General features: G+C 68.9%; 12 protein-coding genes and 1 pseudogene. 7 read left to right on the top strand and 6 right to left on the bottom strand.

The genetic code is table 11. The annotated features are described in order from the left end of the window. The first annotated feature begins 353 nt into the window (after positions 1 to 353). Complete coding sequence (locus tag IEY95_RS47935; protein ID WP_189192643.1) at positions 354 to 1,094, top strand: VOC family protein; 741 nt, start codon at positions 354 to 356, stop codon at positions 1,092 to 1,094. A gap of 611 nt (positions 1,095 to 1,705) precedes the next feature. Here IEY95_RS47935 and IEY95_RS47930 read toward each other — a convergent pair. After that, positions 1,706 to 2,884: a GDSL-type esterase/lipase family protein gene (locus IEY95_RS47930; RefSeq protein WP_189192642.1), complete on the bottom strand. Its 1,179-nt coding sequence runs from the start codon at positions 2,882 to 2,884 to the stop codon at positions 1,706 to 1,708. 89 nt (positions 2,885 to 2,973) lie between these two features. Further along, positions 2,974 to 3,543 carry a TetR/AcrR family transcriptional regulator gene (locus IEY95_RS47925; protein WP_189192641.1) on the bottom strand — a complete coding sequence of 190 codons (570 nt, stop codon included), beginning with the start codon at positions 3,541 to 3,543 and terminating at the stop codon, positions 2,974 to 2,976. Positions 3,544 to 3,614: 71 nt separating this feature from the next. Here IEY95_RS47925 and IEY95_RS47920 point away from each other — a divergent pair, with 71 nt between their 5' ends. From IEY95_RS47920 to IEY95_RS47910, 3 genes and pseudogenes are all read left to right on the top strand, one after another. Beyond that, complete coding sequence (locus tag IEY95_RS47920) at positions 3,615 to 4,106, top strand: FBP domain-containing protein (protein WP_189192640.1); 492 nt, start codon at positions 3,615 to 3,617, stop codon at positions 4,104 to 4,106. Between the two features lie 12 nt (positions 4,107 to 4,118). Then, a pseudogene (locus IEY95_RS50990) lies at positions 4,119 to 4,391 on the top strand (Tn3 family transposase); the annotation flags it as partial. A 40-nt stretch (positions 4,392 to 4,431) separates the two neighbouring features. Next, positions 4,432 to 4,833: a calcium-binding protein gene (locus tag IEY95_RS47910; protein ID WP_189192639.1), complete on the top strand. Its 402-nt coding sequence runs from the start codon at positions 4,432 to 4,434 to the stop codon at positions 4,831 to 4,833. 86 nt (positions 4,834 to 4,919) lie between these two features. Here the strand turns inward: IEY95_RS47910 and IEY95_RS47905 are convergent, their stop codons facing one another. Then, entirely contained in the window at positions 4,920 to 7,829 is a 2,910-nt protein-coding gene (locus tag IEY95_RS47905; protein ID WP_189192647.1) for a SpoIIE family protein phosphatase, read from the bottom strand. 790 nt (positions 7,830 to 8,619) lie between these two features. After that, positions 8,620 to 9,111, bottom strand: coding sequence for a MarR family winged helix-turn-helix transcriptional regulator (locus IEY95_RS47900; RefSeq protein WP_189192638.1), 492 nt, complete (start codon positions 9,109 to 9,111; stop codon positions 8,620 to 8,622). 378 nt (positions 9,112 to 9,489) lie between these two features. On the opposite strand from IEY95_RS47900, the gene IEY95_RS47895 reads away from it, so the two are divergent. Together IEY95_RS47895 and IEY95_RS47890 are read left to right on the top strand one after the other, a co-directional pair. Continuing rightward, entirely contained in the window at positions 9,490 to 10,941 is a 1,452-nt protein-coding gene (locus tag IEY95_RS47895) for a purple acid phosphatase family protein (RefSeq protein WP_229703859.1), read from the top strand. A 312-nt stretch (positions 10,942 to 11,253) separates the two neighbouring features. Next, the gene (locus tag IEY95_RS47890) at positions 11,254 to 12,873 is read left to right on the top strand and encodes a phosphodiester glycosidase family protein (protein WP_189192636.1); all 1,620 of its coding nucleotides are present in this window, start codon (positions 11,254 to 11,256) and stop codon (positions 12,871 to 12,873) included. Between the two features lie 269 nt (positions 12,874 to 13,142). On the opposite strand, the gene IEY95_RS47885 is transcribed toward IEY95_RS47890, so the two are convergent. Then, complete coding sequence (locus IEY95_RS47885; protein WP_229703858.1) at positions 13,143 to 13,733, bottom strand: hypothetical protein; 591 nt, start codon at positions 13,731 to 13,733, stop codon at positions 13,143 to 13,145. A 273-nt stretch (positions 13,734 to 14,006) separates the two neighbouring features. On the opposite strand from IEY95_RS47885, the gene IEY95_RS47880 reads away from it, so the two are divergent. After that, entirely contained in the window at positions 14,007 to 14,171 is a 165-nt protein-coding gene (locus IEY95_RS47880; RefSeq protein ID WP_189192635.1) for a hypothetical protein, read from the top strand. A 310-nt stretch (positions 14,172 to 14,481) separates the two neighbouring features. On the opposite strand, the gene IEY95_RS47875 is transcribed toward IEY95_RS47880, so the two are convergent. Further along, the gene (locus tag IEY95_RS47875; protein ID WP_189192634.1) at positions 14,482 to 15,912 is read right to left on the bottom strand and encodes an extracellular solute-binding protein; all 1,431 of its coding nucleotides are present in this window, start codon (positions 15,910 to 15,912) and stop codon (positions 14,482 to 14,484) included. Positions 15,913 to 15,919: the final 7 nt, after the last annotated feature.

Raw genomic sequence — 15,919 nt, 5'->3', positions numbered from 1 at the left:
AGGGGCGTCCTGCCCGGCAAACCAAGAGATCCACCAGCCCACCAAGAGCCGTCAGAAACTGCCTAGAGGACATCTGATCAACGTTCAGGATGTTGTGGGCGGGTTGTCCGTTTCAATTCGCCAGGTCGGCATGGATTCTCCGGTGAGTTCGCGGCTCATTTTGTTACTGGGGTTGAGCTCGTGGTGTCGTAGGGGCTGACTGTGACTCAGCACTTCATCTGGCGTGTGAGCAGTTCACCTGGCAGGGCTGAGCGCACTAGTTGGCGAGCTGACCATTGCGTTGGTCGGAGAGTTGATCCCTGTTTGGCGACGGTGCGGATGTCGTTGCAGAGCGGGCGCATAGGATCGCCGGCATGGCACTGCGACCTGTCATGGTGAACATAAAGGCTCTTGATGGCTCGGCGGTCGGCCGGTTCTGGGCGGAGGCGCTCGGCTGGAGTGCTTACAGCCCCGGCGTGACGACCTACGTCGGACCCGTCGGCGGGCTCGTTTGGCCGGACCCGGTCTTCGTCTGCGTCGACGTCGTTCCCGTGCCGGAACCCAAGACGACAGCAAAGAACCGTGTGCACCTCGATCTCGCCACCACCTCTGCGGCCCATCAGGCGGAGTTGGTCGCGCGCCTGAAGGCTCTCGGTGCGACGCCCGCCCACGTGGGCCAGGGCGACGTGCCGTGGACGGTCCTCGCCGACCCCGAGGGCAACGAGTTCTGCGTGCTGGAGCCTCGGGATATCTACCGGGACACCGGGCCGATCGCCGCGGTGGTCGTCGACTGCGCAGATCCACAGGCCATGGCCCGGTTCTGGGGTGAGGCGATGGACTGGACCCTGCACGAGGTGACCGACGAACACGCGGTGTTTCGCTCCGCCAAGGGTGTCGGCCCCTATCTCGAGTTCCTCCGCACGCCCGACGTGAGGACCGTACCGGACCGCGTCCATCTTGACCTGCTGCCGTACCCCGGTGACGACAAAGCAGCTGAGGTGGACCGGCTACGGGCCCTCGGCGCCACCGACCTCGATCTCGGCCAGGGCGACGTCCCGTGGACGTGCCTGGCCGACCCGGAGGGCCATGAGTTCTGCGTCCTCGCCCCGTCCTGACGCGGAGCCTTGACGACATCCCGACACGTGAGCCTTGTGTGCTCATGCGCCATGGCCCCGGGTGGGTCGGGCTGCGGCGTCTCGGTCGATTCGGGCGGCGAGAGCTTGCGTGCCGGGGGCGAGATCAGCTCGCTCGCCAACCACAACACTCAACTCGCCAACCGAAGCGCTGAGTCACACTGATCTGTGCCACCCAGGCCGCTGAACTGGGCACAGGCGACCCGGTCGTCGAACACCTCCTGCAATCACTGCCGGCCCATCGAGAGGCGGGTGGCGGACCCTTCAGGGGTTCGGCCGCAGCAGCCAGGCCCGCAGCCGAAGCACTCGGCCCGTGGCGCGGTGCTCCAGACGGCCACTCAGACAGAGTGAGCGGTGGTGCGGCCCGCCCGCGTCGATGCAGCCTCATTTGCTCAGCGCTCCCGTGCCGGAACTCGCTGTCGTGCAGGACCTGGCCGCCGCCGGCTTCGGTCCGGCCGCCGGACCTGGCTGCGGGCGAGTCGGGATCATGATGGCCGTGGATGCGCGAGACCGCGTGGGGGCATCGTGGCCGTGGACTCCGCCGGCAGCGCGGCCATGCGGCGATCGCGCGGTCTGCGTGACCGTGACCCTGGTCAGCCGGTCTTGGTCGCGAAAGGGCCGCCTTCGCCGAACGCGAGGCGCGCGAAGTTTTCGCCGATGCGGCGGTGTCCTGCAGGGTCGGGGTGGACCCCGTCGGGCAGCGGGAATTCGGCATAGTCCCTCTCGCCGTAGAGGTTACGGCCGTCGAGGTAGTGCAGGTTCGGGTCGTCAGCCGCCCGCTGTTCGACGATCCGGGTGAGTTCGTCGCGGATGACGTTGAGCGTCAGGCGCCCGGCGGCGCGTTCGGCCGGATCGCCCGTCGCCTTGAACCGCAACGTGCCGCCGTCGAAGTCGGGTGCGAGAGGGCCGGGGGTGTCCTCCTGGACCGGGCACAGGATGGCGGATACGACCAGCAGCGGGGTGGTCGGATGCCCCTCGCGGATGGTGTCGAGAAAGCCGTGGACCGCGGGGGTGAAGGCGCGCAGGCGCATGACGTCGGTGTTGACGACATTGATGCCGACCTTGACGCTGATCAGGTCCGCGGGGGTGTCCCGCATCGCTCGGGCGGTGAACGGGTCGAGCAGCGCGCTACCGCCGAACCCCAGGTTGACCAGCTCCACTCCGCCCTGGGCAGCTGCCAGGGCCGGCCAAATGGCGGTCGGATGCGTGGCGTTCGAGCCGTGGCTGATGGAACTGCCGTGGTGCAGCCACACCCGGCGCTCGCTGTGCGGGGCCTTTTCGATGGGGGCGTCGGTACGCAGGGCGATCAGCTCGGTGATCTCCGTGTGCGGGAGCCAGATCTGGACGTCCTTGTCACCCGCCGGCAGATCGGTGAACCGGGCGGTGCCGGCGGGCCCCTCACGCAGTTCGGCGGACTGGGTGACCATGTCGGTGATGATGCGCACGTTACCCCCGGCCACCGTGGCCTGGGCCGCGAGACGACCATCGACCAGCAGGTCGTACACGCCGTCGGGCGGGGCCGGGAAACCTTGGTAAACCCTTTTGGTGGGCAGCGTGTCCAGTTCAATGCTGGTGGCCCGGGTACGGAAGACCAACCGCACGCCTGAGGGCTGGGCCTCGGCTACCGCCAGTTGGTCGTCAGGAATCTGCCGGCGAGCCCGAGCGGGCAGCCGATGTGGCAGCAGACCGTGCGCGGTCGCTTCCACATCGAGGAAGCCGCGCAGGATGTCCGTGGTGACAGGTGTGGTGATCGTGTCGTGTTCAGTGTTCATTGCCTCAACCTGTTGATCAATATTTCCGGAATGCTCAGATGCGCCGACGCACGGCGCGGCGGACCGCCTCCGGTGGTGCGGACGGCTGGTCAGGGTGTGGCCCGGTTCCGTAGCAGAGCGTCGAGGGAATCCACGATCCAGACCCAGGATTCCTGCGCGTCGGGGGCGCTGTGCTCGAAGCCTCCGGCCAGCTCCAGGCTGACGTAGCCGTGGAAGACGCTGCCCAGCATCCGAACCGCGTGTGTCTGGTCCGGCTCCGTCAGGTCGTAGCCGCGCAGGATCGCCCGCGTCATCTGTGCGTGCCGCACCCCGGCGCTGGCGGTCGCCGTCTCGGGGTCGAGCCGGAGGCGGGCGGCGGCGTAGCGGCCGGGGTGCTCCCGGGCGTAGTCGCGGTAGGCGTCCGCGAAGGCAGCCAGGGCGTCCTTGCCGGCGCGCCCGGCCAGGGCGTCGGCGACCCGGTCGGCGAGTTCCTCCAGGGCGAACAGGGCGATCCTGGTCTTGAGTTCCTGGGAGTTCTTCAGGTGCGAGTACAGACTCGCGACCTTGACGTCGAACCGCCGGGCGAGTGCCGAGACGGTCACCTGGTCGAAGCCGACCTCGTCGGCCAGTTCCGCCCCCGCCAGGGTCAGGCGTTCCACGGTCAGCCCTGCTCGAACCATAATCTTCCTCCCACTCAACGACTACCATTATGCATTTGCCTAAAACCTTTAGGCAAATTAGCCTGCCGCTCATGAAGCCACTGACCGAGCATGTGATCCGTACCGCCTTCGTGAACTGCACCAAGGGCGAGGCGAAGCGCCTGTCCGTCCCCCGCGACCTGGCCGAGCGGCCCTGGGACGACCTGGACTTCCTCGGCTGGCGTGACCCCCAGGCCCCTGACCGGGCCTACCTCGCCACCGAGTTGGACGGCCGCCCGGTGGCGCTCGCCCTGCGCTGCCCCAGCGCCACCTCCTGGCAGACGCGGCGCAGCATGTGCTCGATGTGCATGACCACCCACACCGGATGCGTCTCACTCATGGTCGCCGCGAAGGCCGGCAAGGCCGGGCAGCAGGGCAACTCCGTGGGCGCCTACATGTGCAGCGACCTCGCCTGCCCGCTGTACGTGCGAGGCAAGAAGGACGCGGGCATCGGCGCACGCCTCCCCGAGTCGCTCACCCTGGAAGAGAAGATCCAGCGCACCGTCGCGAACCTCGCCGCGTTCGTCGCCAAGGTCACCGCATGAGGCAATGAGCCTGTGCCCGTCCTGACGATCCACGCGGGCTACGGCCCGCGGTACTTCGGGCTGTGCAAGAAGCGCCACCTGGCTGAACGTCGTCAACGACCAGGTCATGGGCCTGGGCGGCGTCGTGGTGCCCGGCACCCTGCGCGACTCGCTGTGCATCCTCGACTCGCTCCGCAACCGGGACGGCGGGTGAGGCCGGAGACCGTCATCACCGACACCGCGAGCTACAGCGACATCGTCCTCGGCCTGTTCGCCATCTGCGGCTACCAGTTCTCACCGAGAATCGCCGACGTCTCCAACGCCCGGCTGTGGCGCACCCACGCCGGTGCTGGCTACGGGCCTGCAGGACGCCTCCCGCCACACCGTGCGCCTGCACCGCATCCACGCACACTGGGGCGACATGCTCAGGGTGGCCGGCCGAGATCCGGCTCATGGACGACCAGGCCCACGCCCCGGCACCCCCGGCAACGACGTGATCTTCGCTCTGGCAGGCAACGATGTGGTCGATGGCCGCGGCGGCAACGACCGCGTCGAGGGCGGCAGCGGCAACGACATCCTCACTGGCGGGAACGGCGACGACACCCTTTTCGGCGGCCCCGACAACGACGCTCTCGACGGCGGCCCCGACAACGACGCTCTCGACGGCGGCTCCGGTACCAACGCCAACGACGGCGGCTCCGGCCACAACACCTGCACCAGCTCCACCACCGGCCCCGGCTGTAACTAGGGTCCGCCTTCAAACGGACTGTGCCCGATCATTTGCGGCGAGTTCGGGTGCCTATCCGGGCGAACGGTGACGTGCGAGGTTAAAGATCAAACTGAGGCGCCGGGGAGGGGCTGTTCGGTCCAGATGGACTTGCCGGTGCGGGTGTGGCGGGTGCCCCAGCGCTGGCAGAGTGCGGAGATGAGCTGCAGGCCGCGGCCGCCCTCGTCGGTGGCGGAGGTGTGGCGGATGTGCGGCGTGGTCAGGCTGGCGTCGGAAACCTCGCAGATCAGTGCGCGGCTGCGGAGCATGCGCAGCCGGATGGGGCCGCAGGCGTGCCGGACGACGTTCCCGACCAGCTCGCTGACCAGGAGTTCGGTGGTCATGACCAGGTCCTCATCGGTCAGGTCCCAGTCGGTGAGCTGGGCGCGGATCAGGTCGCGGGCCTGGCCCGCCGCCACCGGGTCCTCCGGCAACGGCCACTCGGCGACGTTCTCCGCCTCCAGCGGGTGGGTGCGGACCAGCAGCAGGGCGGCGTCGTCTATCAGCTCGCCGTGGGCGGGGAGGAGAGCGGAGGTGAGGGTGGCACAGAGGGCGTCCAGGTCGGATGCGTCCGCCGGTGAGGCGGGCATGGCGTTCACGGACTCGAAGAGGAGCTCGGCGAGGCGGTTCATGCCGGTGGTGACATCCCTGTCCTTGCTCTCCACCAGGCCGTCGCTGTAGAGGGCGAGCAGGCTGTCGGCGGGCAGTAGGGTCTCGCGGGTTTCGAAGGGCGGTGCGGCCACTCCCAGTGGCGGGTCCGGGGTCATGGGCAGGAAGGTGACGGTGCCGTCGGGGTGGGCCACCGCCGGGGGCGGCTGACCGGCGCTGGCGTACGACAGAAGCCGGGTCACCGGGTCGTAGATGCCGTACAGGCACGTCACGAACGCATCGGTGCCCTGCTCGCCGACGATGTCGTTGAGATGGCCGAGGATTTCGTCGGGCGGCAGCTCCAGCTCCGAGAGGGTCCGGACGGCCGTGCGGAGCCTGCCCATGGTGGCGGCCTCGGCCATGCCGTGGCCCATGACGTCGCCGATCACGAGCGCCACCCGGGCCGCGGAGAGCGGGATCACGTCGTACCAGTCACCGCCGACGTCGGCTCCCTGCTTGGCCGACTGGTAGCGCGCCGCCGCCGTCACCTCGGGCAGCTTGGGCAGTGCCTGCGGCAGCAGGCTGCGCTGGAGAGTGCGAGCCCGGGTCGTCGCCTCGTCATAGAGCCCGGCCCGCTCCAAAGCCTGCGCGATCAGTCCGCTGAGCGCGGTCAGCAGCGTTCGTTCGTCATCGTCCAGCACCCGCGGTCGGCCGAAGCAGAGCACCGCCGCGCCGATCCCGCGCCCCGATACCGCCAGCGGCAGAAAGGCCCACGCCTGCTTGCCGCCCTCCCGGATCAGGATCTCGTTCCCCGGGTAACACTTCAGGAACTCCTCCGGGGAGGAGATGCAGAGGGGGGTGCGGGTGAGCAGGGCGTCCCCCACCGGGTTCGTGGTGTCCCGCACTGTCCACTGCCCGTCCAGCAGCCGGGTGAAGTGCTCCGAGTATCCCCGAGAGCCGACCACGGTCAGCCGGTCGCCGACCACGCCGAGCATGATGAGTCCGGTGGCTCCGAGGGGTGCCATCACGCCGTCGGCCACCGCCGTCATCACATCCTGGGCCGTGACAGCCTCGGCCAGCTCCCGCGTAATCCGCTGCACCAGGGCCGCCCGCTCCGCCGCCGCCCGCTCCGCCGCCGCCCGCTCCGCCTCCCGCAGATGCCGCTCGGTGGTGTCGGTGATGTAGAGCGTGAGGCCTTCCGGCACCGGCACCAGCCGCAGGTGGTACCAGGACGTCCCGTCCAGCCCCGGTACGTCGAATCCGGCCGGCTGGCCCTCGGCCACCGTGGCCCGGCACCGTTGCTCCAGCCCCGGTACGGCACGTACCGCAGGAATGTTCCAGAGCAGGGCTCCGGCCACATCTCCTGCGGCGCCGAGGAGCCGCTCGGCGGCCTGATTGAGAAATCCGATGCGCCAGTCCGTGTCCAGGGAGACGAAGCCGTCACTCATGTGTCGCAGGGCCCACCCCACCGACTCGGCGGCGGCATGCGTTTCGCTGCTGTCCCGGAGGGTGCCGATCACCTTCACCGGCGTCCCCTCTTCGTCCGTGATCGTGCGGGCACGGGCCTCGATCCAGAGGTATGTGCCGTCCTGGCGCCGGATCCGGTACTCGTTCTGGAAGCCGCCGCGCATCTGGATGCCCGTGTCGAAGCCGGCTACCGCCCCAGGCAGGTCGTCCGGGTGGATCAGCTCTGCCCACGCCTCGATACCGCCGCTCATCACCTCCGGATCGATGCCGGCCAGCACCTCCTCGACGGGCAGGTCGGAGGTCAGCTCACCGGTGCACAGGTCCCAGGTGTACGTGATGGAGGGCACCCGTTCCGCGTCCCACGGGGCGGCGGCCTCCCGCGGTCCTGGCCCGTTCTCCAGGGCGCGCAGCAGGGTGGGGGACGGATTGAGGATTGCGGACGACCTGAGCCTCCCGGACATCCATGCCGCCACCTCGTTCAGAAACGCGCGCTCCACCGCGCCGGGCTCGGCGCCCGGGGTGAAGAGGACGGAGAGCGCGCCGCGCCGCCAGCTACCGCTCGGAATGGGGACGGCCAGGTGACCGATGCCGGCGGGGAGTCGGGAAGGCCACAGGGCCGCGGGGTCCCGGCCCGGCACCGGGTCAGGCGGGGCCAGGTCGGGCTGCCAGGTGATGGTGTCGTTGCGGGCGGCCCTGCTGGGCGGCGCCGTGCCCCGTACCGGGATGATCAGCCAGGGCCGGGTCATCGACTCCGGCAGGCCGCTGTCGGCGACCAGGTACAGGATGCCGCTCATGCCACCGCCCGGGAGATGCACCATGCCGCCCAGGCCGTGCACCTCGGCTACCGCCTGCTGAAGCGCGGTCAGCAGCACCTCGACATCGCGCTGGTCCTCGTCCACGGCGTCGAGCAGCTGCAGCCGCATGCGGTGTCGCTCCAAGGGCCGCACGGTCTGTATGGTCCGCAGGCCCTGCGGTTGGTGCAGCGGATGGGGGACGTGGGGCATGGACGGGCCGGTGTTGCCTGCTTCGCCGTCTCTGGTATTCACCACTGAGGACTGTCGCCTCCGCTCACCGCTTGGGTACCCGCTGGGCCGCATGTGATCGGATGTGGACCTGTAGCGATCTACATCCAGCAGTCCATCCTAATCGGAATAACTTAGGCGATTTCATCCATCTTGGGGACCTTTCACATCCAATCAACCGTATGTAGCGTTGACTCACCCTTCGTTACCACTGAGGCCTTTCCGTCGACTCAGTACGGCCGCGTTACCGGTAGTTCGTTGAACCTGGCAGTGGAGATCAAGGCCGTGCCCCGTAGTGACCGCGTTGATCAGGGCTTGGAGCGGCACGCACGTGGCACGGCGCCTGAAACGGCGAAGGACCAGCCTGGGAGGGAAACCCTCCTGAGCCGGCCCTTTCTTCTGTGCCCCGGCAGGATTCCAACCTGCGACACCCGCTCCAGGAGCTCCATCCGCGGTGCCGCCCGGCCCTGCTCGGCGGGCTCTGGAGAGCCTTCTCGACTCCGAGGTTCCAGCGGAGGAGGAGGGCCTTGCTGTGATGCAAGGTGAGGGCGTCGAACTACGACGACAACTCGCGGCTGGCGGTCGGCCACACCACCACGGGAAGCGCGCGGGCCCTGCTGCTGACCGCGCTCTGTCTATTTCCACCGGAGGCCCCGGCTTTTGCGTGGGGTTGTTCTGACTTGACGCTGGGTCAGTGCATGTGGTGCTCAGAGGAAAGCAAGCGCCGCGCCACGGACTCGTTGAGTCGGTCGACGCAGGCCGCGAGGCCTTCGAGGTCTTCGCGGGACCAGTCCGACAGAGCCGCCGCCAACAGCCGTGAGCGGTGCGCGGCGGCTTGGGCGAGATGTCGGCGTCCTGCTTCGCTCAACTGCACCCTGCGTATCCGCCGATCCACGGGGTCCTGGACGCGAACCACGAGGTCGTCCGCGGCAAGCCGGTCCACTACGCGTACGGCGCGGGCGCGATCGGTCAGCAGCAGGGCGGCAACGTCGGACAGGGTCGGTGGGGGTGGCGAGCTGGCTTCGATGAACCGCAGCACGCGGTAGCCGGTCGCGGTGACCCCTGCTGGCAGTCCGTCCAGGAAGCGCTCCCGAACCAAGGGACCGTACAACCCGAACCGCCCGTGCCGCAGCTCCTGCAGCGCGGCATCTAGTCCGCGCACCGTATCCGCTCGCTCGTCCACCCCGCCAGCCTGCAGTCCGGCGCCGCGCGCCGCAATCCGTCCAAGGCCGCGGATAGTTGTCCGGGTTCTGCCTCCGGTCGTTTCCCGGTAGCGCCGATTGTCGCGATGTTCATGGCTTGCCGGTGTCGGACGGCGACAGGTGGGTGGGACGTTGCCTGCATGACGACGACATCAACAGGAAGTGGAAGAGGCGCCGGCATGGCGGCAGGTGAGTCCGGTGCGGGGATCGCGACCACCGGACCGGGGACGGATCAAGGCGTGAGCCGACGGAGGCTGCTCAGCGCGGCAGGTGCCGCAGCCGCCGGGGTAGGGGCTTTGGCGGCGGCGCAACCGGCTGCCGCCTCACCGGTGTTGTGGGTCCGCCCCGAGGGATCCGGTATGCCGCCGGTGAGCGGCCTCCACCTGCAGTTCGGTGCGGATGCCTCCCGTGAGGTCGTGGTGTCCTGGCAGACGCCGGTGCCGGTGCAGCGGCCACGCGTCCTGCTCGGCACGCCGGCCGGCGGCCTGGGCAACCACATCGCGGCTCAGACCTCGTACTACAAGGACGCGAAGTCCGGGCAAACGATCTACGCACACCACGCCAGGCTGAGTCGGCTGCGACCCGGCACCGAGTACGTGTACGCCGCCGTACACGACGGGGCGACGCCCGAACCGGGGTCGTTCCGGACAGGACCGAGCGGCAGGGCTCCGTTCACGTTCACCAGCTTCGGCGACCAGGGCACGCCGACGGTGGGCAAGCTGGACGGTCCCCTGCCGCCGAAGATCACCGCGAAGCTCACCTATCTCAACGACAATCTCGGCTCGCCCTACGCGGGCGATGTGACCACCGCTGTGGAAGGCGTCGCGCCGCTGTTCCACCTCATCAACGGCGACCTGTGCTACGCCAACCTGGCCGTCGACCGCATCCGTACATGGTCGGACTGGTTCGGCATGACGAGCCGGTCCGCCCGGTTCCGGCCGTGGATGCCGGCGGCCGGCAACCACGAGAACGAGCTGGGCAACGGGCCGATCGGATTCGCCGCCTATCAGACGTACTTCGCGCTGCCCGGCAACGACGGCGATCCGGAGACGAGCGGGCTGTGGTACTCGTTCACCGTCGGGTCCGTGCGGGTGGTCAGCCTGGCCAACGACGACGTTGCCTATCAGGACGGCGGCAATTCCTACATCCGGGGCTACTCCGGAGGCGCCCAGCGGCGGTGGCTGGAGGCGGAACTCGCACGCACCCGGGCGGACAGGGGCATCGATTGGATCGTCGTCGTCATGCACCAGGTCGTCATCTCCACGGCTGACCACCCGGGCAATGGCGCCGACCTCGGCATCCGTCAGGAATGGCTGCCGTTGTTCGATCAGTACGGTGTTGATGTGGTCGTCTGCGGTCACGAACACCACTACGAGCGATCACATCCGATCCGCGGCCACCAGTCCAACGACACGATGACACCTGATCCGGCGGCAACCCGCACCGACCTCGTCGACACCACCGCAGGAACCGTCCACATGGTCATCGGCGGAGGCGGCACCTCTATCCCGTCCATGGACGTGCTGTTCGACACCCCCCAGTGCAACGTCATCACCGGCGTCGGCCCTGTTGGAGCGGGCGGCAGGAAGACTCCCGTCTATGTGTCGGAACCGGCACCGTGGTCGGCGGTCCGCGACCGCGTCAACCCCTACGGCTTCGTCGCCTTCTCCGTCGACCCGGGCACCCGTGCCGGCGGACCCACGACGATGTCGGTGACCTATTACGCCGTCACCGGCCCGTATGGCCAGACCGAGCCCGTCGACACCTTCACGCTGCGCCGCACCCGCAACGACGGCCCAAACCCGCGCTGATCCAGCCCCTCACTCCCCCGTGGTCGTTGGCTTGCCCTCCGCCCCCGCGAGTCCGTGCTGCCATGTGCCACGCCCGCTGGGCGTCCCGCAGGAGCCTGGGGGCGTCAACAGCGCGACCCCGTTCGTGATCAAAGGCTTCGACACCCCTCCCTGCTCAGGGCCGAGGCCGCTGCCTGTTGTTTCCTGCCCCCTTTCCTGATCTTCACGTGCCGGAGCCACGGGAGTCGTAGCGGTTGTTTGGGATGGATCGCGCACACGGCCGCACGTCGTTGCCCCCACCGGCCATCATCGCGCCCCAGCTGTGAGGAAGCCATGGACCACAATGCCCTGGGCAAACCCGCCCGAGGTGTCGCCCGCGTGCGCGCGGGCCTCGGCCTCGCTGCCGTACTCGCCGTCGCCGTTCCCTCCCTGATGCCGACCACGGCGGAGGCCGACCCCGCGATCCCCGCGGCGACCACACAGTGGTCGACCGAGACCCTCGCACCCGGCGTAGAGGTGCGTACCGGAACCTTCCGGCACCCCGACGTCACGCACACCTGGACGGTCGCCGTTCAGTCACCGGGCGTCAGCCGGCTGACCGGTGCCGCGACCTGGTCCGAGGTCAACACCCGGAGCTGGGCCGATACCACGGCAGGGAAGCTGCGCGGAGCGGGTTTCGATCCGCGTGTAGAGAGCGTCCGGTGGCCCGGCTACTCCGACACCCCGCACGGGGTGATGGGGCTTCGGGTACGGGTCGGCTCCTTCTCCACCCAGGCCGCGGCCCAGTCCGCGGCGGCGGCGATCACCTCTGCAGGGTTCCACACCTCCGTCGCCTGGACCGGCTACGACATCCAGCAGCCTGCCGACCGGGAAAACGTGCATGTCGCGGTGATCGACCCCCGCGTCTTCAACGGCACCGTCGAGGGTACCCACGACGGCAATGTCGCACAGCGGAAGACCACCTCGTCGGTCGCCGCACGGCTCAACTCGCTGGTTGCCGTCAACGGTGGCTTCTTCGTGACCTCGGACGCCGACGGCGTCCAGGGCACCATGTCCGGTCTGGGCGCCTACAACGGCCAGTTGGGGTCGATGGCGGCCGGCTCGCGCGCTGCGCTGATCCTCGCTGACGGTGGCCGTCACATCCGTGTGGCTGATCTGACCACCACCGTCACCGCCCGGGCCGGAAACTCCTCGTACCAGATCCAGGGCATCAACCGGGTGCCGGGACTGGTGCGCGACTGCGGCCGTTCCGGCGCCTCACCCAGTGACCTGCCCTGGCAGGACGTCACCTGCCGACTGACCGACGACCTGGTCCAGTTCACCCCTGAGTTCGGTGCCGACTTGCCCACCGGGCCCGGTGTCCAGGCGGTGCTCAACGCGTCCGGCCGGGTGGTCTCGGTCGGTGCGCGCGGCGGGCGGGTACCAGCGGACGGGCGCATCCTGCAAGGCATCGGCGGTGCTGCCGACTGGCTGACCGCGAACGCCGAGCCCGGCAGTCGCATCCGTGTCGACGAGGTCATCCGTGACACCAGCGGCCGGCGCGTCGAACTCGACGGTGACGACTCCATCGTGAGTGCCGCCCCCACCCTCGTAAAGGACGGCCACATCGACATCGACGCGACCGCCGAGGGCGTGGTCGACCCACGAGACCTGTCCTTCGGATACGCCTGGGCCAGCGCCCGTCAGCCGCGCACCATGGCGGGTGTCGACGGGAAGGGCCGGCTGATCCTGGCCACGGTCGACGGGCGCCGGACCGGTGGCAGCGAGGGCTTCACCCTCTACGAGGCGGCCGAGTTCATGCGCTCGCTCGGTGCCGTGCAAGCGTTGAACCTCGATGGCGGCGGCTCCACCGCGATGGCCGTGCACGGCGCCCTCATCAACAACCCCTCGGACGCGACCGGTGAACGCGCGGTCGGGGACACAGTGCAGGTGCTTCCGCCGCACGCCAACTGACAAGGGCCACCACCTGTCTCCGTACCGCGCTCCGTTATCGCCGGGGCGCGGTACGGCTGTCCCGCGCTCCTGCACCTTCCGGGAGCAGCGGCAGGCTGCCGCGCTGGACCGACTGGTGGGACGAGGCAGACGTCGCACCCATGTTCTCCGATCCGATGGTGCGGCAGACAGTCATTGAGGAACAGCCCACCCTGCCACTGTCCTACTACGACCAGCACATCCCGGTGCCCGACGCCTGGGACGACCACCCATGTTCCTACCAGGAGGGCTCAGCCTGCCGCAGGGCCGATGAGTGATGTCCCGGTGTGCCCATCTCGTGGCGGTGTGAGGGCGAGTACCCCGGTGCCGCGTGTACGGGTTTCTGCGGTGAGGTCGCGCGGGCTGATGCTGAGTGCAGCGGCGATCTCAGGGGCCATGCCGTAGGTGGCCAGGCTCCACTCCTCTTCGTCTTCGTCGCTTTCAGTCGCCGCGTCCCAAGTGGGCGACAGCCCCAGTTGCTCACGTCGGGCCCGCTCAAACGGAAGTGGTTCACCCAAGGTCAGGTAATGATCCTCCCCCTCTCCGGTCTCGCAATAACGCCGCACAACGCTGCCCCGCTCAGCGATGAGCCAGGCCGAGCCGTCGCCCTGCGCACCGTAGTAGTAAGCCTGCGCCTGCCCGTAGCGCGCGCTGAGCTCTACGCACATACGCAGAACTTCGTCGCTGCGCCCGCCGTCGCACGGGTTGCACCAGCGACCGATGACCAGGGTCCACCCATCGAGTTCGGGGCTCACGTACACCCGGGGGCGCCCCTGAGGCTCCTTGCTGAATCCCCGATGGCTGTCCGCGTCGATCACCTCTTCGGCGACCTCGAATGTCACAAGGCTGGGCTGAGTCAGCCCCAGGGACGCAATGACCCCTGCCTGGTCCCCCGTCGGTACCGCCAACCAATGAAGCCAGCACGTCGTCAGGGGTCTGGGCCGGTCTGCCGCTGAGGTGTACACGAGCCCACGATGCCATGCCGAGGCTCGGTGACTGAGCTGAGGTCAAAGCCGCCGCCCGCCGGCAGGTCGCCGCCGCTTCGGAGCCTCCGACGTGATGCACAAGCCCGTGTTCAGCACTACGGTCTGCGCGGGAACACCCTTGGGGGCTCCGTGCACATCAGACAGGCGGCGTTCGCCGTCGTCTCCCTCTGCGCGCTCGCCATCGCCGGCTGCGGTTCGGGCGCGAGCGACAACTCCGGTGGGGCAACTGCCCTACCGCAAGCGGGTGTGTGCAGCCTGCCGCACACGCTCGTGGGTGAGGACTACGCTCACTGAGGTCGCCAAGGTCGCTTCGTAGAGGGCGCCGAGCAGGTCAACAAGAACGCTCCGCCCAGCCGACTCAGGTTCGACCGAGTGTGCACAGTTCGTGCCCCGCTTGTGACGGTGGCAAGTGTCGGTCTTCACAAGGGTGTTGACCTGGAAACCTTCCTCCGTCACCCGTGACGCTCCAGACGCACGGCGCGCTGGAGAGAGTGACCCCAGGCGGGGTCGCGGCGCCCGCACCTCTATGGGGGAGGTCTGCGGGCGCCGACATTCAGTGGCGGACGTCGGCGCCCGGGTCGCGTCAGGGCTGCGGTCTGCGCCCTCAGGCGACGGGCAGTCCCGTGATGGCGCTGATCATGTCTGCGGTGCGGGCGGCGGCGGCCTGGGGTTCCCGGCGCTCGAGAAGGACCGATTCCAGCAGTGCGTGCAGTTGCGCGGAGACGCGCGCGTACGGTGGTGTGGAGGGGCGCACGACGGCCTGCTGCAGCATGGTGCCCGTGGTTCGCACGAACGGTGACCGCTGGGCGGCCTCTTGGAGTGCGGTGCGGCGTGGCGCCAACTGCCAGGTGTCCTTGGACATGCGGGTCAGCGCCTCGGTGGAGGTGACGGTGCGCAGCAGGCGCATGCTCTGCTTGGGGGAGGCAGCCTGCCGGAAGATGCCGTAGACCATGCCGCCGGCGAGGGTGGCGGCGTGGCCGCGGGGGCCGGCGGGCATGGCGATGAATCCGAACTGGTCGAGCAGATGCTCGGTGGTGAGCGAGGCTGCGGCTGCCAGGGCCGGGGCGTCGTAGCTGCCTCCTATGGCCATGCTGGCCTGGCCTCGGGCGAGTTGGCGTATGGGCACATGGCGTTGGTAGCGCACCGACTCGGCGGGGACGACGCCGGCGTGGAGGAGTTCTCGAAGGAACGTCAGGCACTCCGTGGCCGCGGCTGTGTCGAGGGTGACGGCGTCGCGGCCGAGAACTCCTGCGCCGTTGGAGGCGAGCAGTGAGAGCAGGCAGTATGTGGCCGTTTCGCCGGCGAGGGAGCCACCGGGCAGTGTCAGTGGTATGGCAGTGCCGCGCTGGGCCAGGGCACGGCCGAGTGTGGCCAGTTCGTCCCAGGTCCGCGGTGGTTGGTGTCCGACGGCGGCGAGGTCGGAGCGCCGGTACCAGATGCCGGCGACGTCTGCTTCCGCCTGGACCGCTACGGGGCGGCCGTCGAATTTGTTGGCGGAGCGGAACGGCTCGACGAAGTCTTGTTCGTACTCGTCGTGGACCCAGCCGGCGTCGAGTTCCTCCAGCGGGGTGAGGAAGTCGGAGGCCGCGAACTCGTGCACCCATACGGAGTCCATGATCGCCAGGTCGGGGGCCCGGCCCTCGGCGACCGCGCGTACGAGCACTTGGCGCAGGTCCGACAGCCCCACCTGGACGACGTCGAGGGAGAGCTCCGGCGGCGCCGCTGCGCGCACGGTGGCTTCCCAGGAGCCCTCCGGGACAATGACCTTAAGGGTGCTTGCGGGGGTGTTGGGGGGTATCCAGCCGGGGTTGACGAAGGAACCGTGGCGACGTTGGCGCAGCACGATCCCTTCGTCGGCCATCTCCGTCAGGGCGCGGTTCACCGGGGTGCGGCTGATGTGGTGGATGGCGCAGAGTTCCTGCTCCGTGGGCAGCCGGTCACCGGGGCCGTACCGGCCGTCGATGATCTCCTGGATCAGCAGATTCTTCAGCTGAATGTAGACCGGCAGCGGCTGCTTGGGGTCGATCACCGTCACCCGTTCC

It is taken from the genome of Streptomyces albiflavescens (genome assembly GCF_014645835.1).
GTDB classification, from domain to species: domain Bacteria; phylum Actinomycetota; class Actinomycetes; order Streptomycetales; family Streptomycetaceae; genus Streptomyces; species Streptomyces albiflavescens.
The sequence above is the reverse complement of the archived record's forward strand: the minus strand, read 5'-3'. Positions and strand labels throughout refer to the sequence as shown.